At 68.7% G+C, this 25,026-nt stretch carries 16 protein-coding genes; 9 read left to right on the forward strand and 7 right to left on the reverse strand.

Features of this window, described 5'->3' with window-relative positions; translation table 11 throughout:
- Nucleotides 1-43 precede the first annotated feature (43 nt).
- Nucleotides 44-400, forward strand: coding sequence for a hypothetical protein (locus G3I56_RS05730; RefSeq protein ID WP_343239869.1), 357 nt, complete (start codon nucleotides 44-46; stop codon nucleotides 398-400).
- A gap of 37 nt (nucleotides 401-437) precedes the next feature.
- Here the strand turns inward: G3I56_RS05730 and G3I56_RS05735 are convergent, their stop codons facing one another.
- From G3I56_RS05735 to G3I56_RS05745, 3 genes are all read right to left on the reverse strand, one after another.
- On the reverse strand, nucleotides 438-2,378 hold the full coding sequence (locus tag G3I56_RS05735) for a S53 family peptidase (protein ID WP_164407717.1): 1,941 nt from the start codon (nucleotides 2,376-2,378) through the stop codon (nucleotides 438-440).
- Between the two features lie 208 nt (nucleotides 2,379-2,586).
- On the reverse strand, nucleotides 2,587-3,210 hold the full coding sequence (locus G3I56_RS05740; RefSeq protein ID WP_164407719.1) for a DUF305 domain-containing protein: 624 nt from the start codon (nucleotides 3,208-3,210) through the stop codon (nucleotides 2,587-2,589).
- Nucleotides 3,207-3,893, reverse strand: a complete 687-nt coding sequence (locus G3I56_RS05745) for a DUF3105 domain-containing protein (protein ID WP_164407721.1) — start codon at nucleotides 3,891-3,893, stop codon at nucleotides 3,207-3,209. Before G3I56_RS05745 ends, G3I56_RS05740 begins: the two co-directional genes overlap by 4 nt.
- Nucleotides 3,894-4,221: 328 nt before the next feature.
- On the opposite strand from G3I56_RS05745, the gene G3I56_RS05750 reads away from it, so the two are divergent.
- A complete protein-coding gene (locus G3I56_RS05750) occupies nucleotides 4,222-5,583 on the forward strand; it encodes a glutamine synthetase family protein (protein WP_164407723.1) in 1,362 nt (453 codons plus the stop codon).
- 56 nt (nucleotides 5,584-5,639) lie between these two features.
- Here the strand turns inward: G3I56_RS05750 and G3I56_RS05755 are convergent, their stop codons facing one another.
- Entirely contained in the window at nucleotides 5,640-6,086 is a 447-nt protein-coding gene (locus G3I56_RS05755) for a VOC family protein (RefSeq protein ID WP_164407724.1), read from the reverse strand.
- A gap of 212 nt (nucleotides 6,087-6,298) precedes the next feature.
- Here G3I56_RS05755 and G3I56_RS05760 point away from each other — a divergent pair, with 212 nt between their 5' ends.
- The gene (locus G3I56_RS05760; RefSeq protein ID WP_164407726.1) at nucleotides 6,299-9,304 is read left to right on the forward strand and encodes a bifunctional [glutamine synthetase] adenylyltransferase/[glutamine synthetase]-adenylyl-L-tyrosine phosphorylase; all 3,006 of its coding nucleotides are present in this window, start codon (nucleotides 6,299-6,301) and stop codon (nucleotides 9,302-9,304) included.
- Between the two features lie 31 nt (nucleotides 9,305-9,335).
- Here the strand turns inward: G3I56_RS05760 and G3I56_RS05765 are convergent, their stop codons facing one another.
- Together G3I56_RS05765 and G3I56_RS05770 are read right to left on the reverse strand one after the other, a co-directional pair.
- On the reverse strand, nucleotides 9,336-10,217 hold the full coding sequence (locus G3I56_RS05765; RefSeq protein ID WP_164407728.1) for a phosphatase PAP2 family protein: 882 nt from the start codon (nucleotides 10,215-10,217) through the stop codon (nucleotides 9,336-9,338).
- A 166-nt stretch (nucleotides 10,218-10,383) separates the two neighbouring features.
- Complete coding sequence (locus G3I56_RS05770; RefSeq protein ID WP_343239870.1) at nucleotides 10,384-11,421, reverse strand: LacI family DNA-binding transcriptional regulator; 1,038 nt, start codon at nucleotides 11,419-11,421, stop codon at nucleotides 10,384-10,386.
- Between the two features lie 485 nt (nucleotides 11,422-11,906).
- On the opposite strand from G3I56_RS05770, the gene G3I56_RS05775 reads away from it, so the two are divergent.
- From G3I56_RS05775 to G3I56_RS05790, 4 genes are all read left to right on the forward strand, one after another.
- Complete coding sequence (locus G3I56_RS05775; protein WP_164407732.1) at nucleotides 11,907-13,181, forward strand: extracellular solute-binding protein; 1,275 nt, start codon at nucleotides 11,907-11,909, stop codon at nucleotides 13,179-13,181.
- A 95-nt stretch (nucleotides 13,182-13,276) separates the two neighbouring features.
- Nucleotides 13,277-14,281: a sugar ABC transporter permease gene (locus G3I56_RS05780; RefSeq protein WP_164407733.1), complete on the forward strand. Its 1,005-nt coding sequence runs from the start codon at nucleotides 13,277-13,279 to the stop codon at nucleotides 14,279-14,281.
- 19 nt (nucleotides 14,282-14,300) lie between these two features.
- On the forward strand, nucleotides 14,301-15,203 hold the full coding sequence (locus tag G3I56_RS05785) for an ABC transporter permease subunit (RefSeq protein WP_164407735.1): 903 nt from the start codon (nucleotides 14,301-14,303) through the stop codon (nucleotides 15,201-15,203).
- 250 nt (nucleotides 15,204-15,453) lie between these two features.
- The gene (locus G3I56_RS05790) at nucleotides 15,454-17,139 is read left to right on the forward strand and encodes a glycoside hydrolase family 13 protein (protein ID WP_239134724.1); all 1,686 of its coding nucleotides are present in this window, start codon (nucleotides 15,454-15,456) and stop codon (nucleotides 17,137-17,139) included.
- A gap of 43 nt (nucleotides 17,140-17,182) precedes the next feature.
- Here the strand turns inward: G3I56_RS05790 and G3I56_RS05795 are convergent, their stop codons facing one another.
- The gene (locus G3I56_RS05795; RefSeq protein ID WP_164407737.1) at nucleotides 17,183-17,593 is read right to left on the reverse strand and encodes a hypothetical protein; all 411 of its coding nucleotides are present in this window, start codon (nucleotides 17,591-17,593) and stop codon (nucleotides 17,183-17,185) included.
- Between the two features lie 290 nt (nucleotides 17,594-17,883).
- Between G3I56_RS05795 and G3I56_RS05800 the strand changes: the two genes are divergently transcribed.
- Both G3I56_RS05800 and pulA read left to right on the forward strand, forming a co-directional pair.
- Nucleotides 17,884-19,266 carry an alpha-amylase family protein gene (locus G3I56_RS05800; protein ID WP_164407739.1) on the forward strand — a complete coding sequence of 461 codons (1,383 nt, stop codon included), beginning with the start codon at nucleotides 17,884-17,886 and terminating at the stop codon, nucleotides 19,264-19,266.
- 253 nt (nucleotides 19,267-19,519) lie between these two features.
- Nucleotides 19,520-24,964, forward strand: a complete 5,445-nt coding sequence (pulA, locus tag G3I56_RS05805) for a pullulanase-type alpha-1,6-glucosidase (protein ID WP_343239871.1) — start codon at nucleotides 19,520-19,522, stop codon at nucleotides 24,962-24,964.
- The last annotated feature ends 62 nt before the right edge of the window (nucleotides 24,965-25,026 follow it).

Genomic DNA, 25,026 nt, shown 5'->3' on the forward strand with positions numbered 1-25,026 from the left:
GGACAGTGAAGGCTGCAGAACCAAAACGGGCTGGGGTTGGTTCGTGGCCTGGTTCGCGGTGGGAGCGTGCCTGGTTGCCGGGCTCGCCGCCATCCTGACGGTGGGGCTGGGATTTCTCGTCCTGGCCACCGTGGCCGCGGGGCTCCTGCTGTGGAAGGGGCCCCGGAACGCCGTTGTCGGAGGTCTCGCGGGCCTGGCGCTGCCGCTCTTCTACATCGCGTACCTGAACCGGGGCGGCCCGGGGAATGTCTGCCGTTCGTCGTCGGGCGGGCAGACGTGCACCGACGAGTACACGCCCATACCGTTCCTGGTCGGCGGCGTGCTCGTGTTTGTCGCGGGTTTCGTGATCTTCCTCCTGCTCGAGCGGGGTGCCCGAAATGCGCCCGCCCCCGGACGGTGAACGCTCCGGGGGCGGTTTTTGAGCATTTTTTGGAGGGTCAGCGGCGCCGGTACGAATCGACGTATCCGCTCGCCGGGGTGCCCACGCCGGTGACGTCGTCGTAGCCCCGGACCGCGGACAGCGAGCTGTCCTTGCCGAGGCTGCGGACCGAGGTGGTGATTCCGTCGGCGGCGTCGAAGCCGTTGACGAAGTCGACGCGGGCCACGGCCAGGTCGGTGCCGGTCGGGCTGTCGGTGACGTCGTGGTAGGCCCGCGAGGCGCACTTGGCGTAGATCACCGGGTTGGCGAAGCCGATCGCCTTGCCGCCGCGCGCCTCCTGGGCCAGTGCCTGGACGGCCGCGATGACCGGCGCGGCCAGTGAGGTGCCGCCGATGCGGTACTCGCTGTACTGCAGGGACCCGTCCGGGAAGGCCTGCGTCTGGCCGACCTTGAAGCCGGTGTTCGGGTCGGCGATCGCCGCGATGTCCGGGACGACACGGTTGCCGGCCGCGCTGTTGGCCGTGGCCAGCGACTTCGGGACGACAGCCTTCTGGTAGTACGGCTCGGCGACGGTCCCGCTCGTGCCGCCGCCCGCACCCGAGGTGAAGGCGCCCGGGAAGTTCGTCCAGCTCTTGCCGTCGGCCGACAGGACGGCCTTCTCGGTGCCCCAGCCGGTCTCCCACAGGTACTTGTCGTTCTTGCCCACCGCCAGCGAGGTACCGCCGACCGCCGTCACCCACGCCGAGTTGGCCGGGCTGTCGACCTGCTTCGTTCCGGTGTTGTCGACCTCGTCGCCGTTGTCGCCGGAGGAGAAGTAGTAACCGATGCCCTCCACCGCGCCGAGCTTGAACACCTGGTCGTAGGCGGCCGCGAGGTCGGGCGTCTGGCTGGCCTCGGTGCTGCCCCAGGAGTTGGAGACGATGTCGGCCAGGTGGTTGTCGACGACCTTGCTGAGCGCGTCGAGCAGATCGTCGTCGGAGCAGGACACGGAGCCGACGTACGTGATGTCGGCGCTCGGCGCGACCGCGTGCACGGCCTCGACGTCGAGGGTCTCCTCGCCGTACCAGCCGGCCGCGGAGCAGTCCTCGATGTTCGTGTAGTCCGCCGGCAGGACCTGCTTGAGCTGGCCATTCCGATAGGCGGCGTCGCCGTGCTTGGCCGCGTAGGTGGCGGCGTCGGCGGCGATGTACGGCGAGGCGTAGGCGTCGGTGATGGCGACGCGCACCTTCTTGCCGGTCCAGCTGCCCGCGCCGTACGCGGCCCGCAGCTGCTTGCCCGTGTAGCCCTCGACGGCGTACGGGAGCTGCTTGCCGTAAGCCGTCGGCAGCGTGGAGGCGGTGTTCGAGCCGTGATACGTGGAGAACGGCCCCGAGTTGCGGAACACCGCCTCCGGCTCCGGCAGGGTGTCGTCGTGGGTCGCCGTGTGCGGGGCGTTGTCCAGACCCGTGACGGTCAGGACGGCACCGTTCAGGCTGTCCGGCGCGGAGGCGGTCCTCGCGGGCGCCCGGTACGTCTTCTTGCCCTTGGCGTAGTTGTGCAGCTGGGTGCTGAAGGCCTTCTCGGCGGCGGCCACGTCACCGGTCACCGTGACGTAGTGCGCCGTGACGCCGGTGACCGTGAGGCCCGCCGACTTCAGCCACGCCTTGACCGCGGCGACCTGGGCCGGGGAGGCCCCGAAGCGCTGCTTGACCTGGGCGGCGGTGAGGTACTTGCCGTACACCGCGGACCTCGGGTCGGAGACGGCCTTCGCGTACGCGGCCAGACCGGTGGCGTCCCGGCCGGCGAAGTAGACCCGGGCGGTGACCTTGGAGCCGTCGGACGTGGCTCCCTTGTCCGCCTTGGCGGTGGCCCACGCGGGCCTGGTGCCGGCGAGCGTGTCCCGGCCCGGGGCGTCCACGGCATGGGCCGCGGGTATGCCGAGCGCCAGCGCGCCGGCGAGCAGAGGCAGTGTCGCTGCCAGGCTCACACCGGCACGCCTGACGGCGCGAGTGGATCTCATGGAACCCCCTGATGCGGTTCAACGCGAGCAAGGCGAGTGATCACTCGCCGCTGGCCACTCTCGCGATGAACCGTTCATGCCAGGGGAATCCAGGGGGAATGGCTGGGCCAAGAAGACCCCAAGAGAACGTATACGCAGGCGATTTGAGCCATCCGCCCCAATCGTCCCGCCGAACCGCCCTCCCCGGGAAGGGCCTTGGGGGGAGGGCCTAGGAGAGGGCCTTGGCGCCGCGCTCCTTCAACATCCCCGCCATCAGGGAGATCTCCGACTGCTGCGCGTTGACCATGCCCTGCGCGAGCCGCTTCTCCACCCCCACCTCGCACCGCTCCACACACCCGTCGGCCATGTGGACACCGCCCTGGTGGTGCTTGGTCATCAGTTGGAGATAGAAGACCTCGGCCTGCTTGCCGCTGAGCTTGCCCAGCTTCGTCATCTCGGTGTTGGTCGCCATGCCCGGCATCAGCGCGCCGTCCTTGCCGTCGGCCATGCCCGCCATGTCCATCCAGGACATGGGAGCGTCCGAGGACACCTTCGGCAGCTCCCACAGGTCGAGCCAGCCCAGCAGCATGCCGCGCTGGTTGGCCTGCGTCTGCGAGATGTCGTACGCGAGCCGCCGGATCTCGTCGTTGCTCGTCCGGTCGCGCACGACGTAGGACATCTCGACGGCCTGCTGATGGTGGACGGCCATGTCACGGGCGAAGCCCGCGTCCGCCGATTCGGCGGTGGGTGCCTTCATCCCGGAGTCGTCGCCGTCGGCGACCGCGTAGGTGATCGCGCCGGCCGCGACGAGCGCCGTCGCGGCGGCGCCGGCGATCCAGGCCGACCGGCTCACTGGGCCAGCCCGTTCGTGCAGGCGGCGCCCGGCTCGGGGGTCTGCTTGCCCTGGACGAACTCCTCGAAGAACTTGTCCACGTTCGGGTCCTTGGCGCTGGTCACCGTGCGCTGCTTGCCCCAGGCGGACAGCATGATCGGGTCCGCCTGCTTGTCGTCCGGGCTCATCAGCGTGTACGGCGTCTTCTTCACCTTCGCCGCGAGCGCGTCGATGTCCGTCTTCGACGCCTTGCTGTTGTACGTCACCCACACGGCCCCGTGCTCCAGCGAGTGCACGGCGTTCATGTTGTTGAGCGCCTTGGTGTAGATGTCGCCGTTGCAGTTCATCCAGACCTGGTTGTGGTCACCGCCGACCGGGGGCTCCATCGGGTAGTCCACCGTCTTGGTGACGTGGTTCTGGGTGAGCTTCTTGTCCCAGGTCTTCACACCGTCCGCGCCGGTGACGAACTTGCCGGCGCCCTTGGAGTCGGTCGCCGCGGTGTCACTGTCGTCGGACTGCTTCTTCACCAGGACCGTCGCACCGACGACCAGGCCGGCCACTATGACAACGCTCACGCCGATCGTGAGGATCCGGTTCCGGCGCTCACGCGAGCGCTCGGCGCGCCGCATCTCCTCTATGCGCGCCTTGCGCGCCGCGCTGCCACTGTCTTTGGCGTCTTTGGCGCTCTTCTTGGCGGAACCCATGGGATCGGTCCTTCTGGGGAAAGGGGCGGTCGGTTGGCCGGTCGGTTGTTCGGTCCCTGATCGTAATCGGTGGCCACTGATCGTAATCCGCGACCGTCCGCAACGGTTCCCGTCGGGGGTCACCCATTACGGATGTCGCCGCGAACAGGCAAGATGAGGAGCAGAGCGGTGCACCTGCCGTATGCGAGGCGTTCACTCCGAGGTCGGCTGGACGATCAAGGTGCGCAATGCGCATGAAATGCTGTTGTGGTGGGATGCTCAGGTGCCCGACCGCCTTCCGTGGTGCGGGAGACAGGCGGCCTGACCAGCAAGGATGGGGAAGCGGAAGATGGACAAGCAGCAGGAGTTCGTGCTCCGGACGTTGGAGGAGCGTGACATCCGGTTCGTCCGGCTGTGGTTCACGGACGTGCTGGGCTTCCTCAAGTCCGTGGCCGTGGCCCCGGCCGAGCTCGAGCAGGCCTTCGACGAGGGCATCGGGTTCGACGGCTCCGCGATCGAGGGATTCGCTCGCGTATACGAGTCCGACATGATCGCCAAGCCCGACCCGTCGACGTTCCAGATCCTCCCGTGGCGTGCGGAGGCCCCCGGCACCGCCCGGATGTTCTGCGACATCCTCATGCCGGACGGCTCGCCGTCCTTCGCGGACCCGCGCTACGTCCTCAAGCGGGCCCTCACACGCGGCTCCGACCTGGGCTTCACGTTCTACACGCACCCGGAGATCGAGTTCTTCCTCCTGAAGGACAAGCCGCTGGACGGTACCCGTCCGACCCCGGCCGACAACTCCGGCTACTTCGACCACACCCCGACCCACGTCGGCCAGGACTTCCGCCGCCAGGCGATCACCATGCTGGAGTCCATGGGCATCTCGGTCGAGTTCTCCCACCACGAGGGCGCCCCCGGCCAGCAGGAGATCGACCTGCGGTACGCGGACGCGCTCTCCACGGCGGACAACATCATGACGTTCCGCCTGGTCATGAAGCAGGTGGCGCTGGAGCAGGGCGTCAACGCCACGTTCATGCCGAAGCCGTTCTCCGAGCACCCCGGCAGCGGCATGCACACCCACCTCTCGCTCTTCGAGGGTGACCGCAACGCGTTCTACGAGTCGGGCTCGGAGTACCAGCTCTCCAAGGTCGGCCGCTCGTTCATCGCCGGCCTGCTGAAGCACGCGGCGGAGATCGCGGCGGTCACCAACCAGTGGGTGAACTCGTACAAGCGCATCTGGGGCGGCTCGGAGCGCACCGCGGGCGCCGGCGGCGAGGCCCCCTCGTACATCTGCTGGGGCCACAACAACCGCTCGGCGCTGGTCCGCGTCCCGATGTACAAGCCCGGAAAGACGGGCTCCGCGCGCGTGGAGGTCCGCTCCCTGGACACGGGCGCGAACCCGTACCTGGCGTACGCCGTCCTGCTGGCCGCCGGCCTCAAGGGCATCGAGGAGGGCTACGAGCTCCCGCCGGGCGCCGACGACGACGTCTGGGCCCTCTCGGACGCCGAGCGCCGCGCGATGGGCATCGAGCCGCTTCCCCAGAACCTGGGCGAGGCGCTCTCCCTCATGGAGCGCAGCGAACTGGTCGCCGAGACGCTCGGCGAGCACGTGTTCGACTTCTTCCTGCGCAACAAGCGCCAGGAGTGGGAGGAGTACCGCAGCGAGGTCACGGCCTTCGAACTGCGGAAGAACCTGCCGGTTCTGTAAGCGGGTAGCCGGACACTCCCGGGGCCGCCGCAGCGGCGGCCCCGGGAACACGGCCGCTAAAGAGAGCCGGCCGCCGCCTCGGTCAGCAGTGCGTGCAGCGGCTTCCCCGCCCGCTGCCGGTACTCCTGGATCGCCCAGCCGTTGCCGTCCGGGTCCTTGAAGTACATGAACGTGGCGCCGTCGTCCGGCGAGTACTGCATCGGCTCCGACACCTCGAGGCCGCGTTCGACCAGCTCGGCGTGGGCCGCCTTGATGTCGGCGACGCACAGCTGGAGGCCCTGGTACGAGCCCGGTGCGGGCGTCGGGCCGGCCATCGTCTCCCAGATGGTGTCACCGAGAGCGATCGAACAGCCCGAGCCCGGCGGCGTGAGCTGGACGATACGCATCCCCGGCATGACCTCCTGGTCGATGTCGACGTGGAAACCGGCCTTGTCGCGGTAGAAGTCCCGGGCCCGGTCGATGTCGCTCACGGGCAGCGGGATCACTTCGAGCGTGTACTGCATCGCTGGTCCTCCAGATCACCTTCACGGAACGGCTCCCCTCACCGAAGCCGAAATCCGTGCGGGGCGCCACCGAAACGGCCACGTCGGCGGCGGAAGCCGTCGTTCCGACCAGCGCGGACATCCCCCCGGTCCGTCGGGCGCTTCCCGCGGCCTGTCCGGTTACGCTCGTGGGCGTACGACCTTGATCCGATGGTCCGACGGAAAGGCCCAGGATGATGGTGCCGGGGCGCAGGAGCAGTACCTTCACTCGGCTGCTGCGGCACGGCTTCACCGATCCCTCCGCCGCCGAGCGGCTCCTCGACAGCGCCGAGCTCGCGGCTATGCGGGACGACCCGGTGCTGCTCGACGCGCTGGGCGCGACCGCCGACCCCGATCTCGCGCTGCTCGGGCTCGTGCGGCTCGCCGAGGCGCAGGACGGGCGGACCGCCCGGCACGAGTTGCTGGACACGGTGATAGCGGCCAAGCCGCTGCGCGACCGGCTGCTCGGGGTGCTCGGCGCCTCCGCCGCCCTCGGTGACCATCTGATCCGGCATCCCCGCGACTGGCAGGCCCTCGCCATGTACGAGCCCCGGGATCTCCATCCCGGGGTGGAGGAGTTCGAGCGGGGGCTCGCCCAGGCCACCGACCCCGTGTCGCTGCGCGTCGCCTACCGGCGCTGCCTGCTGTCCATCGCCGCCCGCGACGTGTGCGGCACCACCGACCTCGCCGAGACCGCCGCCGAGCTGGCCGACCTCGCCACCGCGACCCTGCGCGCCGCCCTCGCCATCGCCAGGGCCGCCGCGCCCGACGACGCCGCACTGTGCCGGCTCGCCGTCGTCGCCATGGGCAAGTGCGGTGGCCACGAGCTCAATTACGTGTCCGACGTCGACGTCATCTTCGTCGGTGAGGCTGTCGACGGGGCCGACGAAGGGAAGGCGCTGCAGGCCGCCACCCGGCTCGCCTCGCACCTGATGCGGATCTGCTCCGAGACCACCATCGAGGGGAGCATCTGGCCCGTCGACGCCAATCTCCGCCCCGAGGGCCGCAACGGCCCGCTGGTGCGACCCCTCAGCAGCCACCTCGCCTACTACCAGCGCTGGGCCAAGACCTGGGAGTTCCAGGCCCTGTTGAAGGCCCGCCCGGTCGCCGGTGACATCGAACTGGGGGAGGCGTACGTCGCCGCGCTCGCCCCGCTCGTCTGGCACGCCGCCGAGCGCGAGAACTTCGTCGTCGACGTGCAGAAGATGCGCCGCCGCGTCGTCGAGAACATTCCCGTCGCCGAGGTGGAGCGGGAGCTGAAGCTCGGGCCGGGCGGCTTGCGGGACGTCGAATTCGCCGTTCAGCTGCTCCAGTTGGTGCACGGGCGTGCCGACACCTCCCTGCGCAGCGGGACCACCCTGGACGCGCTGGGAGCGCTCGCCGCCGGTGGGTACGTCGGGCGCGCGGACGCCGTGCAGCTCGACGACGCCTACCGGTTCCTGCGGTCCATGGAGCACCGGATCCAGCTGTTCCGGCTGCGGCGCACCCACCTGGTGCCCGAGGACGAGGCCGATCTGCGGCGCATCGGGCGCTCGCTCGGGCTGCGCACCGATCCGGTGGCCGAGCTGATCCGGGAGTGGAAGCGGCACGCGTCCGTCGTACGGCGGCTGCACGAGAAGCTCTTCTACCGGCCGCTGCTCGACGCCGTCGCCCAACTCGCCCCCGGCGAGACCAGGTTGAGCACCGTCGCGGCTCGGGAGCGGCTCGTCGCGCTCGGGTACGCCGATCCGGCCGCCGCGCTCAGGCATCTGGAGGCGCTGGCCAGCGGGGTGAGCCGGAAGGCGGCCATCCAACGGACGCTGCTGCCCGTCCTGTTGGGCTGGTTCGCCGACTCCGCCAATCCGGACGCCGGGCTGCTCAACTTCCGCAAGGTGTCGGACGCGCTCGGCCGAACCCCCTGGTATCTGCGGCTGTTGAGGGACGAGGGGGCCGCCGCCGGGAACCTGGCCCGCGTCCTGTCGGCCGGGCGACTCGCCCCCGACCTGCTGATGCGGGCCCCGGAGGCCGTCGCGCTGCTCGGCGACGGTGACGGGGCAGGCGGTCTTGAGCCACGCGAGCGGGTCCAGCTGGAGCAGGAGATACTGGCCGCGGTCGGGCGCTCCGAGTCCGGGGAACAGGGCGTGTACGCCGCGCGCGGTGTCCGGCGGCGCGAGCTGTTCCGTACGGCCGCCGCCGACATCGTCGGCTCCTACGGCACCGAGCAGTCGCCCGCCGAGGCCGACCAGGGCGCCCTGGTGGAGCAGGTCGGCGGCGCGATCTCCGACCTCACGGCGGCGACCCTGGCCGGGACCCTCCGCGCGGTCGTGCGGGACGGGTGGGGAGACACGCTGCCCACCCGGTTCGCGGTGATCGGCATGGGCCGCTTCGGCGGGCACGAGATGGGCTACGGCTCCGACGCCGACGTCCTGTTCGTGCACGAACCCCGGGAGGGCGTCGACGAGCACGAGGCCGCCAAGGCCGCGAACACCGTCGTCTCCGAGATGAGGCGCCTCCTCCAGGCACCCAGCGCCGACCCGCCGTTGCTCATCGACGCGGATCTGCGCCCCGAGGGCAAGTCGGGGCCGATGGTCCGGACCCTGCCGTCGTACGAGGCGTACTACCGCCGCTGGTCCCTCGGTTGGGAGTCACAGGCGTTGCTTCGGGCCGAAGTCGTCGCCGGGGACCTGGAGTTGGGCCGCCGTTTCATCGAGCTGATCGACCCGCTCCGCTACCCGGTGGAGGGGCTCGGCGACGACGCGGTGCGTGAGATCCGGCGACTGAAGGCGCGTATGGAGTCGGAGCGGATGCCTCGCGGCGCCGATCCGACCCTGCACACCAAGCTCGGGCGGGGCGGCCTGTCGGACGTGGAGTGGACCGTCCAGTTGCTGCAACTCCAGCACGGGTGGGCGGAACCGGGGCTGCGGACGACCCGTACCCGCGAGGCCCTCGCCGCCGCCTGCGCCGCCGAACTGATCTCCGGGGAGGACGCGGCGATACTGGACGAGGCGTGGGTCCTGGCCACCCGGGTGCGCAACGCCGTGATGCTGGTGCGCGGGCGGGCCGGGGACACCTTCCCCTCGGACGGGCGTGAACTGGGCGCGGTCGGGCGGTATCTGGGGTACGGGCCGGGGCATGTCGGCGACATGATCGACGCGTACCGGCGTACCACCCGACGGGCCCGCGGTGTCGTGGAGACGCTGTTCTACGGGGCGGCGGGGTAAGCCCGACTGGTCCCGGCAGGTCGCCGTCGCGTCATGGCTTGACCGGGAGCAGTGGGCCGCCCTGCCCCCGCACCGGGACCAGTTTCGGGAGGGCGTAGGGGAGCTTGCCGTACCAGAGGCGGGCCACCGTGAAGCCGAAGGCCAGGCACAGAAGGCCGCCCACCGCGTCCAGCCAGAAGTGGTTGGCGGTGGCGACGATCACCACCAGGGTGGCCACCGGGTAAAGGAGCCCGAGCACGCGCACCCAGGGGACGGAGGCCAGGGCGAAGATCGTCAGGCCGCACCACGTGGACCAGCCGATGTGCATCGACGGCATCGCCGCGTACTGGTTCGACACGTGTTTGAGGTCGCCGGAGGCCATCGAACCCCAGGTGTGGTGGATCATCACCGTGTCGACGAAGTCGCCGCCGTTCATCAGCCGGGGCGGGGCCAGCGGATACAGGTAGTAACCGACCAGGGCGACCGCCGTGGTTGCGAAGAGGGTCAGGCGCGTCGCCGCGTAACGCCCCGGGTGACTGCGGTACAGCCACACCAGGACACCGAGAGTGACGGCGAAGTGGAGCGTGGCGTAGTAGTAGTTCATGCCCACGATCAGCCATGTCACCGAGTTGACCGTGTGGTTGACCGACTCCTCGACGGCGATGCCCAGACTGTGCTCGGCCTTCCAGAGCCAGTCCGCGTTGCGCAGCGCCTCGGCCTTCTGCTCCGGAACGGCGTTGCGGATCAGTGAGTACGTCCAGTAACTGATCGCGATCAGAAGGATCTCGAACCACAGCCGTGGCCGGCGCGGAGCGCGCACTCGGCGCAGGAGTCCCTTGACCACGCGGTCGTTCCCCTCCGCCGTCTCGTCCGTGACGGAGTGTGGAGCGGCCCGGTCGTGGCCTTCCCTTGTCGTCACGGTCGTCTCACCCATGGACACAGAGTCTGCCAGATACGGCCCCCTCCCAGATCATCCCCTGGTCCTGTCCGACCCGCACGTCCTACGGTGGGGACAGGCGGCCCGCAGTACTACCGGAGCACTGGCCGAAGCGGGGAATTCTCCACCCTGAGAACGACACCGGGGGTGGAGCCCGGGAGCCCTACTGGGAACGGTTGCGGTCCCCGGGGGCCGAGGCCGTCGAACCCCGGACCACCAGCTCCGGCATGAACACGAACTCGCTGTGCGGAGCGGGCGTACCGCCGATCTCCTCCAGGAGTGTGCGGACGGCGGCCTGGCCCATCGCCGGGACCGGTTTGCGGACCGTGGTGAGGGGCGGGTCGGTGAAGGCGATCAGGGGGGAGTCGTCGAAGCCCACGACCGAGACGTCCCGGGGGACCTCCAGACCACGTTGCCTGGCCGCCCGTATCGCGCCCAGCGCCATCATGTCGCTCGCGCACACCACCGCCGTGCAGCCACGTTCGATCAGCGCCATGGCCGCCGCCTGGCCCCCCTCCAGGGTGTACAGGGAGTGCTGGACGAACCGCGTCTCGACATCCTGTGCCGTCAGGCCCAGCAGATCCTGCATCGTCCGCACGAAGCCCTCGATCTTGCGCTGCACCGGAACGAAACGCTTCGGCCCCAGGGCCAGTCCGATACGGGTGTGGCCGAGGGAGACGAGGTGGGTGACCGCGAGAGTCATCGCCGCGCGGTCGTCGGGGGAGATGAACGGCGCCTGCACCTTGGGGGAGAAGCCGTCCACCAGGACGAACGGCACTCCCTGGGCGCGCAGTTGATCGTAACGCTGCATGTCGGCGGAGGTGTCCGCGTGCAGACCGGAGACGAAGATGATGCCGGCCACGCCCCGGTCGACGAGCATCTCCGTCAGCTCGTCCTCAGTCGAGCCGCCGGGCGTCTGGGTGGCCAGGACCGGCGTGTAACCCTGCCGGGTCAGAGCCTGCCCGATGACCTGCGCGAGGGCGGGGAAGATCGGGTTCTCCAGCTCCGGGGTGATGAGGCCGACCAGGCCCTCGCTGCGCTGCCGCAGCCGGACCGGGCGCTCGTAGCCCAGTACGTCGAGGGCGGCGAGCACGGTCTGGCGGGTGGTGGCGGCGACGCCCGGCTTCCCGTTCAGGACCCGGCTGACCGTCGCTTCGCTCACCCCCGCCTGGGCGGCGATATCGGCAAGCCGTGTGGTCACAGGGCTGGACTGTACCCGGCGACCCTCGCCTTGCCCACCGAACGGCCGCCGGGCACGGGCCGTCGAACGGCCGGCCGGACGGCCGGGACGGCCGCTCGCCGCCGCAGGTTGCTGCGTCATCGCGCTCCCTCGTGTCTGGCACGTGTGTCTGGCGTGGGTCTCGCGTGGGTCGTGCGTGGGTCGGGCGTGTGTCTGATGGGGCGTACATGGCAAGAGCTTGCAGAGTCTTGCACAAGTGTCCCGGATCCCGCTGGGTACCGGCAGAACAGGGGATCGGACGGTTCTCCGGTGGGAGCCGAGAGGGTCACGGAGCGGTAACTGTCGTCGGTTCTTGCATTTTTTTGCTGCAAGGTCTTTCGTCCCGCTTACCTGGCTGTTACGTTCACGTCGCCCGGCGGCGGCAACGGAGCGGCCGGCAAGTCGGCGGAGACGGCGGACGGGCCCGTTTCCGTCAGTACACGGGCTTTCACCCTCAAGGAGAACTCATGCGGCGTGGCATAGCGGCCACAGCGCTGGTGGCGTCCATCGCCCTCGCGGCGACGGCCTGCGGCGGAGACGACAGCGGCAGTGACAAGGCCGACGGTCCGGTCACCATCACCTGGTGGGACACCTCCAACGCCACCAACGAGGCGCCGACGTACCAGGCCCTCGTCAAGGAGTTCGAGGCCGCCAACAAGGACGTCAAGGTCAAGTACGTCAATGTCCCCTTCGACCAGGCGCAGAACAAGTTCGACACCGCCGCTGGTGCCTCCGGCGCCCCGGACGTGCTGCGTTCCGAGGTCGGCTGGACCCCCGCCTTCGCCAAGAAGGGCTTCCTGCTGCCGCTCGACGGCACCGAGGCCCTCACCGACGAGGCCAAGTTCCAGCCCAGCCTGATCGAACAGGCCAAGTACGACGGCAAGACGTACGGCGCACCCCTCGTCACCGACACCCTGGCGCTGGTCTACAACAAGGAACTCTTCACGAAGGCCGGCATCACCGAGGCCCCGAAGACCTGGGCCGACCTGAAGACGGCCGCCGCCACCATCAAGGCGAAGACCGGCGTCGACGGCTACTGGGGCTCCACCCAGGCCTACTACGCCCAGTCGTTCCTCTACGGCGAGGGCACCGACACCGTCGACGCCGCCGCCAAGAAGATCACCGTCAACTCGGCCGCCGCCAAGAAGGCCTACGGCACCTGGCTCGGCCTCTTCGACGGCAAGGGCCTGCACAAGGCGGACACCACCGCCGACGCCTACGCCCACATCCAGGACGCCTTCGTCACCGGCAAGGTCGCCGCGATCGTCCAGGGGCCGTGGGAGATCACCAACTTCTACGCGGGCGCCGCGTTCAAGGACAAGGCCAACCTCGGTATCGCCACCGTCCCGGCCGGCTCCAGCGGCAAGGCGGGCGCGCCGACCGGCGGCCACAACCTCTCCGTGTACGCGGGCTCGGACGCCGCGCACCAGAAGGCGGCCCTGAAGTTCGTCAACTTCATGACCTCCGCGAAGTCCCAGACGCAGATCGCCCTGAAGAACTCCACGCTGCCCACCCGCGACGACGCCTACACCGCCGAGGTCAAGGCCGACCCGGGCCTCGCCGGCTACCAGGGAGTCCTCGCCGCCGCCCAGCCCCGCCCGGCGCTGCCCGAGTACAGCTCCCTGTGGGGTCCGCTCGATACCGAGCTGGCGCAGATCGCGGGCGGCAAGGAGTCCCTCGACAAGGGCCTGGGCAACGCGGAGACCGCGATCGCCAAGCTGGTCCCGGACTTCACCAAGTGATCCCGAATGGCCGTCGGAACTGACCGGTTCCGGCGGTCATCGGTGTGTGTGCCGTAGCCCCTGATCTCCCCAGATCTTCCAGAAGGTGTCGAACCATGACAGTCGCCATCGACCGCGCGACCGGCAAGCGCCGCGGTGAGCCCGGGCAGCGACCCGGACGGCTCGATCGTCTCAAGCACGCCTACCAGAAGTACTGGTACGCGTACGCGATGATCGCCCCCGTGGTCGTCGTGCTCGGCGGACTCGTGCTCTACCCGCTCGTGCGCGGCCTCTACCTGACGCTCACGGACGCCAACAGCCTCAACTCGGCCCGCACGATCGGCGTCAACCACATCGACGCCACCTACAAGTTCATCGGCTTCGACAACTACGCCGACATCCTGTGGGGCGACACCGCGTACGACCGCTTCTGGTCGCACTTCATCTGGACGATCGTCTGGACCGCGCTCTGCGTGGCCCTGCACTACTGCATCGGCCTCGGCCTGGCCCTGCTCCTCAACCAGAAGCTGCGCGGGCGCACCTTCTACCGGCTGATCCTGGTCCTGCCGTGGGCCGTACCCACCTTCGTCACCGTCTTCGGGTGGCGGTTCATGCTCGCCGACGGCGGCATCATCAACTCGATGCTCGACGCGGTGCACCTGCCGTCGCCGCTGTGGCTGGAGGACACCTTCTGGCAGCGGTTCGCCGCGATCATGGTCAACACGTGGTGCGGTGTGCCGTTCATGATGGTCTCGCTGCTCGGCGGCCTGCAGTCCATCGACTCCACGCTGTACGAGGCCGCGGACATGGACGGCGCGAACGCCTGGCAGCGGTTCCGCTACGTCACCCTGCCGGGCCTGCGCTCGGTCAGCTCGACCGTCGTACTCCTCGGCATCATCTGGACGTTCAACCAGTTCGCCGTGATCTTCCTGCTGTTCGGCAACACCGCCCCGGACGCGCAGATCCTCGTCACCTGGGCCTACTACCTCGGCTTCGGCCAACAGCCGCGCGACTTCGCGCAGTCGGCGGCCTACGGGATGCTGCTGCTGGCCATCCTCGTCGTCTTCACCTCCTTCTACCGCCGCTGGCTGAACCGCAATGACCAGCAGCTCGCGATCTGAGGCAGGAGTCCCAACCCCCATGAGTGCCATGACCGTTCAGAAGCCCACACCGTCGGACCCGGCCGACAGCGGCGCCGCCGCCCCGCAGCCCCGCGGGCGCCGGGGCCTGGCCACCGCCCTCGCCTCCCACGGCATCCTGACCGTCGCGAGTCTGATCGCGCTCTTCCCGATCGCCTGGCTGCTCTACCTGTCCCTCGGCCCGGACAAGGACGACTACCTCCACCCCGGGGGCATCTGGGACAAGATGACGTTCGACAACTACTCGTTCGTCCTCCAGCACACCAACTTCTTCGACTGGATGAAGAGTTCGCTGATCGTCTCGCTCGGTACGACGGTCATCGGGGTGATGGTCGCGGCGACCACCGGGTACGCGGTCTCGCGGATGCGCTTCCCCGGCTACCGCAAGTTCATGTGGGTGCTCCTGGTGACCCAGATGTTCCCCATCGCGGTCCTGATCGTGCCGATGTACCAGATCCTCTCGGACCTCCAACTCATCGACAACTACCTCGGCTTGGTCCTCGTCTACTGCTCGACGGCCGTGCCGTACTGCGCCTGGCTGCTCAAGGGATACTTCGACACGATCCCCTTCGAGATCGACGAGGCGGGACGCGTCGACGGGCTGACCCCCTTCGGCACCTTCGCGCGGCTGATCCTGCCACTGGCCAAACCGGGCCTGGCGGTCGCCGCGTTCTACAGCTTCATCACCGCGTTCGGCGAGGTCGCCTTCGCGTCGACGTTCATGCTGTCGGACACGAAGTACACCTTCGCGGTCGGCCTGCAGAGCTTCGTCAGCGAGCACGACGCCCAGCGCAACCTGATGGCCGCCACCGCGGTACTCGTCGCGATACCCGTCTCGGCCTTCTTCTACCTGGTCCAGAAGAACCTGGTGTCGGGCCTGACAGCGGGCGGTACGAAGGGCTGACGTCGGCCCTGCGCACAGACTCCCGCGCGTCATCTGCCGCGCGGGTGGCGGACGCGGTGGCCATCCGACCCCGCTGTCACCGCGTCCGCCAATGTCCCCGACGGTCGGCCGCGCCCCTTGCTTCTAGGGGCGCGGGGCTGTATCGATCTGCGGCTCCGCCGCGGGGCGCGACCAGCCACAGCGGACCCGCAGCGTGAAAACCAGCAGTAAGCACCCCATGACCCGAACTCCGTTACATATCAAGGACGTTATGAGCCAGCACTCCTCCGCTCCGGCCCCGACCTCCGCAGCCACGACCGCCAACGTCGCCGCCAGCAGCGACTGGTGGCGCGACGCGGTGATCTACCAGGTCTACCCCCGCAGCTTCGCCGACAGCAACGGCGACGGCATGGGCGACCTGGAGGGCGTACGAACCCGGCTGCCGTATCTGCGCGACCTGGGCGTCGACGCAGTCTGGCTCAGCCCCTTCTACGCCTCCCCGCAGGCCGACGCCGGCTACGACGTCGCCGACTACCGGGCCGTGGACCCCATGTTCGGCAACCTCCTGGACGCTGACGCCCTGATCCGCGACGCCCACGAACTGGACCTCAGGATCATCGTCGACCTGGTCCCCAACCACTCCTCCGACCAGCACGAGTGGTTCAAGCAGGCGCTGCGCGAGGGCCCCGGCTCACCGCTGCGGGACCGCTACCACTTCCGCCCCGGCAAGGGCGAGAACGGTGAACTCCCGCCCAACGACTGGGAGTCCATCTTCGGCGGCCCGGCCTGGACGAGGATCACCGAGCCGGACGGCAGCCCCGGCGAGTGGTACCTGCACCTCTTCGCACCCGAGCAGCCCGACTTCAACTGGGAACACCCGGCCGTCGGAGACGAGTTCCGCTCGGTCCTGCGGTTCTGGCTCGACATGGGTGTCGACGGCTTCCGTATCGACGTCGCACACGGACTGGTGAAGGCGGCGGGCCTCCCGGACCTCGGATCCCACGACCAGCTCAAGCTGCTGGGCAACGATGTCATGCCGTTCTTCGACCAGGACGGCGTACACGCCATCTACCGGGAATGGCGCCTGGTCCTCGACGAGTACGCGGACGAGCGCATTTTCGTCGCGGAGGCGTGGACCCCGACCATCGAGCGCACAGCGAACTACGTCCGCCCGGACGAACTCCACCAGGCCTTCAACTTCCAGTACCTGGCCACCTATTGGGACGCGGCGGAGCTGAAGGTCGTCATCGACCGCACCCTGGACGCGATGCGCCCGGTCGGCGCCCCCGCGACCTGGGTCCTGTCCAACCACGACGTCACCCGCCACGCCACCCGCTTCGCCAACGAGCCGGGCCTCGGCACGCAGCTCCGCCTCGCCGGAGACCGCGCGCTGGGCCTGCGCAGGGCCCGTGCGGCAACCCTGTTGATGCTGGCGCTGCCCGGCTCGGCGTACGTCTACCAGGGCGAGGAGTTGGGCCTGCCGGACGTCGTCGACCTCACGGACGAGGTCCGCCAGGACCCCGCGTACTTCCGGGGCGAGGGTCAGGACGGCTTCCGCGACGGCTGCCGGGTGCCGATCCCGTGGACCCGCGATGGCTCGTCGTACGGCTTCGGTGACGGCGGCTCCTGGCTTCCGCAGCCCGCCGAGTGGGCCGAGCTGAGCATCGAGGCGCAGACGGGCACGCCCGGCTCCACCCTGGAGCTGTACCGCGCCGCTCTCGCCGCCCGACGCGAACACCCCGGCCTCGGCGCGGGCGACTCCGTCGAGTGGCTGAAGACCCCGCAGGGCGTCCTGGCCTTCCGGCGCGGCGAGTTCGTGTGCGTCGCCAACACCAGCGGCGAGTCGGTCACGATCCCGGCGTACGGCGAGATCCTGGTCGCCAGCGGCGAGGTGACGGTGGCGCAGGACGAGGCGAAGCTGCCGGCGGACACGACGGTGTGGTGGACGACCGGCTGAGGCCGAACTTGCCGGGTCCGCCGCCCAGTTGGGGCGGCGGACCCTACTGGGTCGCGACAGTCGAGGGGCCTTCTCGTTTCACGGCGGCGGTCACAGCGCAAACGGCGGCGGTCACTCCGAGGCTCCCGAACATGATCATTCCCACGCCGATGATGAAGAGGCCGCTGGAGTCGTCCGACCAGTCGTAAAAGGCGGCGACTGTCAGGCCGGCCGTGGTGCCGAGCACAGCACCCACGAAGTAACGCCGGGACGCCGCCCAGTACACCGGCGCCAGCAGGGTCAGCACCAGCCCGATCACCTGCCACGCCTCGTACGGGCCGGTCGTCGAGCCGTCAGAGTGCACGTCGTACTCCTGGTCCCAGCCCAGCCAGGCAGCCCACGCGGCCAGTGCGACCCCGGCCAGCGCCAGGATGGGCAGGAGTTGGTGAACGGGTTTCGGTGTTTGTCGTTCCATGCCCAAAGGGTTCCGGCTCACCCCGTGGCGGACCAGAGCGTAAGTACTCAGCTCTACCTGAGTACGGCTTCGCCCCGGTGGGTCTCTGTGAGGTCCGTCAGCTGGATGGTGCGGCGACGCGCCACACCCGTCTTGTGAAGAGATGCCGTGCGCGTGAAGAGGAACTGTCCCCAGGGTTGACCGTCTGACAAGTTGACTCGTACCTTCTGGTCGGCTGAAATATTTCAGCCATCTTGCAGCAAGAACCTGCAAAGGATCTTGTCAGGACCTTCAACGGAGAAGGGCCCCACATGGCCAGTAGAACCCTCTCCGGCGCGCTCGCCCTCGTGGCCGGCGCGTCGATCGCGCTCGCAGTCCCGGCGGGTGCCGCCCACGCCTCCCCGCCCGGCACCAAGGACGTCACCGCCGTCCTCTTCGAGTGGAAGTTCGCCTCGGTCGCCAAGGAGTGCACCAACACCCTCGGCCCCGCCGGCTACGGATACGTCCAGGTCTCCCCACCCGCCGAGCACATACAGGGCTCGCAGTGGTGGACGTCGTACCAGCCGGTGAGCTACAAAATCGCCGGCCGCCTCGGTGACGCCACCGCCTTCAAGGGCATGATCGACACGTGTCACGCCGCCGGTGTGAAGGTCGTCGTCGACACCGTCGTCAACCACATGTCGGCGGGCAGCGGTACCGGCACCGGCGGTTCGTCGTACACGAAGTACAACTACCCAGGCCTGTACTCCTCCTACGACTTCGACGACTGCACGGCCACCATCAGCGACTACACCAACCGTGCCAACGTCCAGAACTGCGAGCTCGTGCAGCTCGCCGACCTCGACACCGGTGAGGAGTACGTCCGTTCGGCCATTGCCGGGTACATGAACTCCCTGCTCGGCTACGGTGTCGACGGCTTCCGTATCGACGCGGCCAAGCACATCCCGGCGACCGACCTGGCCAACATCAAGTCCCGGCTGAGCAACACGGCGGCGTACTGGAAGCAGGAGGCCATCTACGGCAGCGGGGAGGCCGTGCAGCCCACCGAGTACACCGGCAACGGCGACGTCCAGGAGTTCCGTTACGCCTACGACCTCAAGCGCGTCTTCAACAACGAGAACCTCGCCTACCTGAAGAACTACGGCGAGGGCTGGGGCTATATGAGCAGCTCGGTCGCCGGTGTCTTCGTCGACAACCACGACACCGAGCGCAACGGCTCCACGCTCAGCTACAAGGACAACGCCAACTACACGCTCGCCAACGTCTTCATGCTCGCCTACCCGTACGGCGCCCCGGACATCAACTCCGGGTACGAGTTCTCCGACACGGACGCCGGGCCGCCCAACGGCGGTACGGTCAACGCCTGTTGGCAGGACGGCTGGAAGTGCCAGCACGCCTGGCCGGAGATCCAGCGCATGGTCGCCTTCCGTAACGCCGTGCGCGGTGAGTCCGTCACCAACTGGTGGGACAACGGGGGCGACGCCATCGCCTTCGGGCGTGGCGCCAAGGGCTTCGTCGCCATCAACCACGAGTCGAGCAGCCTGAGTCGCACGTACCAGACCTCCCTGGCCGCCGGGACCTACTGCAACGTGCAGAGCAACACCGCGATCACCGTGAACAGTTCGGGTCAGTTCACCGCGACCCTCGGCTCCAACGCGGCCCTCGCGATCTATGCGGGCAAGTCCACCTGCTGAAAGTTCTTTCCGTTACTTTCAAGACCCTTGCTGTAAACCTTTCGGCGGCGGTACGGTCGCGCGGGGTCGGACCCGAAGAGTCGTGATCGCAAGGAGTCCATCCGTGATACCGAGATGGCCGTCGCCGACAAGGCGCCGTACAGCCCGTTCAGCCAGTGTTCCCAGTCCCACCCGCACCACAAAAACCACGAGTGCTACCAAAACCGCCAGCGCCACCCGTACCGCCCGCGCCGGACGAGTCGCCGCGGTCACCGTGATCGCGCTGACCGCGGCCCTCGTCCAGCCCCTCGCTGCCGGGTCCGCCGGGGCGGCCACCCCGCCCGTGCCCCCCTCCGACGCGAAGCTGGCGAAGACCGCCGCCCGCAACGACCTGACCCGCGAGCAGTTCTACTTCGTCCTCCCGGACCGTTTCGCCAACGGCACCACCGCCAACGACCGTGGCGGACTCACCGGTTCGCGCCTCGCCACCGGCTACGACCCCACCGACAAGGGCTTCTACCAGGGCGGCGACCTCAAGGGCCTCACCGGCAAGCTCGACTACATCAAGGGCCTCGGCACCACCGCCATCTGGATGGCCCCGATCTTCAAGAACGAGCCCGTGCAGGGCGCCGGGACGGACGCCTCCGCCGGGTATCACGGGTACTGGATCACCGACTTCACCCAGGTCGACCCGCACTTCGGCACCAACCAGGACCTCGAAACCCTCATCTCCAAGGCGCACGCCAAGGGTCTGAAGGTCTTCTTCGACGTCATCACCAACCACACCGCCGATGTCGTCGACTACGAGCAGAAGTCCTACGACTACCTCTCCAAGGGCGCCTTCCCCTATCTGACCAAGGACGGCGAGCCCTTCGACGACGCGGACTACGCGGACGGCGCCGAGGCCTTCCCGAAGGTCGACGCCGACTCCTTCCCGCGCACACCCGTCGTCCCCGCCGCGAAGAAGAACGCCAAGGTCCCGTCCTGGCTCAACGACCCGACGATGTACCACAACAGGGGCGACTCCACCTGGGTCGGCGAGTCCGCCACATACGGCGACTTCGTCGGGCTCGACGACCTGTGGACCGAGCGTCCCGAGGTCGTCAGCGGGATGGAGAAGATCTACGAGCGCTGGGTACGGGACTTCCGGATCGACGGCTTCCGGATCGACACCGTGAAGCACGTCAATATGGAGTTCTGGACCCAGTGGGCCACCGCGCTGGACGCGTACGCGGCCAAGAAGGGGCGCGACGACTTCTTCATGTTCGGCGAGGTCTACTCCGCCGACACGTCCGTGACCTCCCCGTACGTCACCCAGGGCCGCCTGGACTCCACGCTCGACTTCCCCTTCCAGGACGCGGCCCGCTCGTACGCCTCCCAGGGCGGCAGCGCCCAGAAGCTCGCCTCGGTCTTCGGCGACGACTACAAGTACACGACCGACAAGGCCAACGCCTACGAGCAGGTCACCTTCCTCGGCAACCATGACATGGGCCGCATCGGGTCCTTCCTGCGACAGGACAACCCCCGGGCCACCGATACCGAGCTGCTCGCCAAGGACAGGCTCGCCAACGAGCTGATGTTCCTCAGCCGGGGCAACCCGGTCGTCTACTACGGCGACGAGCAGGGCTTCACCGGCGCGGGCGGCGACAAGGACGCTCGCCAGACCATGTTCGCCTCGAAGGTTTCCGACTACCTCGACGACGACGAACTCGGCACGGACCGTACGCACGCCAGCGACGCGTACGAAACGAGAGCACCGCTCTATCAGCAGATCAGCGCTCTCGCCAAGCTCCGCAAGGCCAACCCGGCCCTCACGGACGGCGTCCAGACCGAGCGCTACGCAGCCGACGGCCCCGGCGTCTACGCCTTCTCCCGCACCGACGCCCAGTCCGGCACCAAGTCCGGCACCGAGTACGTCGTGGCCTTCAACAACGCGGCCGAGGCGAAGACGGCCACCTTCGCGACCGGTTCGGCCGACATGGCCTTCAAGGGCATCTACGGAACCGACGCCAAGGTGACCAGCGGCACCGACCGCAAGCTCACCGTCACCGTCCCGCCCGGCACCTCGATCGTCCTCAAGGCCGCCGGCAGGCTCGCCACCCCCGCCACCAAGCCCTCCCTCACCCTCACCGCTCCGGCCACCGGCGCCACCGGCACGGTGAACATCACCGCCGACGATGGGGGTACCTCCCGCTCGAGCGAAGCCGAGAGTGGGGGAGGCGGCCAGCTCAACCGCGTCGTCTTCGCCGCCCAGACCGGCAACGGCGCATGGCAGACCCTCGGCTCCGCCGACCACGCGCCCTACCGGGTCACCCAGACCATCGCCAAGGACGTTGCCCCCGGAACACCTCTGCGCTACAAGGCAGTTGTGATCGACCGAGCCGGACGTACGGCGAGCGCCCTGGCGATCTCCACCACGGGCACCCCGCCCGCCCCCGAGGTCCCCACTGCCTCCTCGCGCGACTACGTGGTCGTCCACTACAAGCGCGCGGACGGCGACTACACCGACTGGCGCCTGTACACCTGGGGCGACATCGCCGACGGCGAGGGCACGACGTGGCCCGCCGGCCACGACTTCGTCGGGCGGGACGCGTACGGCGCCTTCGCCTACGTCAAGCTCAAGCCCGGTGCCGCCGACGTCAGTTACCTCGTCATCGACAAGGACGGCAACAAGGACGTCTCCACCGACCGCTCGATCGACGTCACCAAGACCGGCGAGATCTGGGTCGAGCAGGGCAAGGAAGCCGTACTGACGGAGAGGCCCGCCGCCGACTACCCGGACCAGGACACGTCCAAGGCGGTCCTCCACTACCACCGCGCCGACGGCGACTACGACGGCTGGGGCCTGCACGTCTGGTCCGGCGCCGCGAACCCCACGGACTGGTCGAAGCCCCTGGAGCCGGTGCGGACCGACGCGTACGGCGCGGTCTACGAAGTACCGCTCAACGCCGGTGCCACCAGCCTCAGTTACATCATCCACAAGGGCGACGAGAAGGACCTCTCCACCGACCAGGCCCTCGACCTGAAGACCAACGGCCACGAGGTCTGGCTCCTGAACGGCCAGGAGAAGTACCTGCTCCCACAGCCCGCCGGCAGCTCGGCCGCCCTCGACCTGAGCACATCCAAGGCGGTCTGGATCGACCGGAACACCGTCGCCTGGAACGGCAACGACACCGCCGCCTCAACCCAGTTGCTGTACTCCCGCACCGGCTCGATCACGGCGAAGGACGGCGCGCTGACCAGCACCGACGAGCGCTGGCTCCGCCTCACCAAGTCTTCCCTCACCGACGCCCAGAAGGCCAAGTTCCCGCACCTCGCCTCGTACACCGCCTGGACGGTCGACCCGCGCGACCGTGATCGGGTCCGCGAGGCCCTGCGTGGCCAGCTCGTCGCCTCCCAACGGGCCGCGAACGGTGCGGTGTTGGCGGCGACAGGCGTCCAGATCGCCGGCGTACTCGACGACGTGTACGGCGCCGCCGCGTCGAACGCCGACCTCGGACCGACGTTCAGCAAGGGCCGTCCGACACTCGCCGTCTGGGCGCCGACGGCGCAGTCGGTCACGCTCGACCTCGACGGCTCCACGGTCGCCATGAAGCGGAACGACGCTACCGGCGTCTGGTCAGTCACCGGCGGCAAGTCCTGGAAGAACAAGCCTTATCGATACGTCGTGAAGGTGTGGGCCCCGAGCGTCGCCAAGGTCGTCACCAACCACGTCACCGACCCCTACTCCGTCGCCCTGACCGCCGACTCCGAACGCAGCCTCGTCGTGGACCTGGACGACAACTCCCTGGCGCCGGGCGGCTGGACGTCGTACAGCAAGCCAAAAGCCGTACCCCTCAAGGACGCCGAGATCCAGGAGCTGCACGTCCGGGACTTCTCGGTCGCCGACAACACCGTCCCCGCGAAGGACAAGGGCACCTACCTCGCCTTCACCGACAAGGGCAGCGACGGCTCCAAGCACCTCCGCGCGCTGGCGAGGGCCGGCACCTCCTACGTGCACTTGCTACCCGTCTTCGACATCGCGACCATCCCTGAGAAGAAGGCCGACCAGGCGACCGTCGACTGCGACCTGTCCTCCTACGCCGCCGACTCCGACCAGCAGCAGGCGTGCGTCGCGAAGGTCGCCGCGAAGGACGCGTACAACTGGGGCTACGACCCGTACCACTACACCGTTCCGGAGGGCTCGTACGCGAGTGACCCGGACGGGACGCGGCGCACTGTCGAGTTCCGGCAAACGGTGAAGTCGCTCAACAGCGACGGGCTGCGGGTTGTGATGGACGTGGTCTACAACCACACCCCGGCCAGTGGCCAGGCGAAGACGAGCGTCCTCGACCAGGTGGTCCCCGGCTACTATCAGCGGCTCCTGGCCGACGGGTCGGTCGCCAACTCCACCTGCTGCGCCAACACCGCGCCCGAGAACACCATGATGGGCAAGCTCGTCGTCGACTCGATCGTCACCTGGGCCAGGGAGTACAAGGTCGACGGCTTCCGCTTCGACCTGATGGGCCACCACCCGAAGGCCAACATCCTGGCGGTCAGGAAGGCCCTCGACGCGCTCACCCCCAAGAAGGACGGCGTCGACGGCAGGAAGATCATCCTGTACGGGGAGGGCTGGAACTTCGGCGAGGTCGCCGACGACGCCCGCTTCGTACAGGCCACCCAGAAGAACATGGCGGGGACGGGCATCGCGACCTTCTCCGACCGGGCCCGTGACGCCGTGCGCGGCGGCGGCCCCTTCGACGAGGACCCGGGAGTCCAGGGCTTCGCGTCCGGGCTGTACACCGACCCCAACTCGTCCACCGGCAACGGCACTTCGGCCGAGCAGAAGGCCCGCCTCCTGCACTACCAGGACCTGATCAAGGTGGGCCTCTCCGGCAACCTCGCCGCCTACCGCTTCACCGACACCGACGGCAAGGAGGTCACCGGCGCCCAGGTCGACTACAACGGCCAACCCGCCGGTTACGCGGAATCACCCGGCGACGCCCTCGCCTACGCCGACGCGCACGACAACGAGTCACTGTTCGATGCGCTCGCCTTCAAACTGCCCGCCACGACGAGCGCCGCCGACCGGGCCCGTATGCAGGTCCTGGCCATGGCCACGGCCACCCTCTCGCAGGGCCCGGCCCTCTCCCAGGCCGGCAGCGACCTCCTGCGCTCCAAGTCCCTCGACCGCAACTCCTACGACAGCGGCGACTGGTTCAACGCCATCCACTGGAACTGCGCAGACGGCACCGGCACCGGTACTGGTAGCGGCGATGGCACTGGCAACGGCTTCGGTCGCGGGCTGCCCATGGCGGCCGACAATGCCTCCAAGTGGTCTTACGCCAAACCCCTCTTGACCACCGTCGGGGTCGGCTGCACACAGATCGAGGGCGCATCGGCCGCGTACCGAGATCTGCTGAGAATCCGTACGACGGAAAGTGCCTTCTCCCTCGACACGGCCGGACAGGTGCAGTCGGCGCTCTCCTTCCCGCTGTCCGGCAAGGAGGAGACGCCCGGCGTGATCACCATGGAACTCGGCGATCTCGTCATCGTGTTCAACGCGACGCCCCAGCGCGCTGAGCAGCGGGTCGGCCCGCTCGCCGGGACCTCGTACGCGCTGCATCCCGTACTGCGGGCGGGAGCGGACCCCGTCGTCAAGTCGGCCACGTACGACCGGGGCTCGGGCACGTTCACCGTTCCGGGGAGAAGCGTCGCGGTATTCTCGCGCACCTCCTGACAAGGGCATTACCCTGGTGGGGCAGACCATGGACCTCGGTCTGCCCCACCGGTGTGTCCAAG

The organism is Streptomyces sp. SID12488 (assembly GCF_010548275.1).
Lineage (GTDB): Bacteria > Actinomycetota > Actinomycetes > Streptomycetales > Streptomycetaceae > Streptomyces.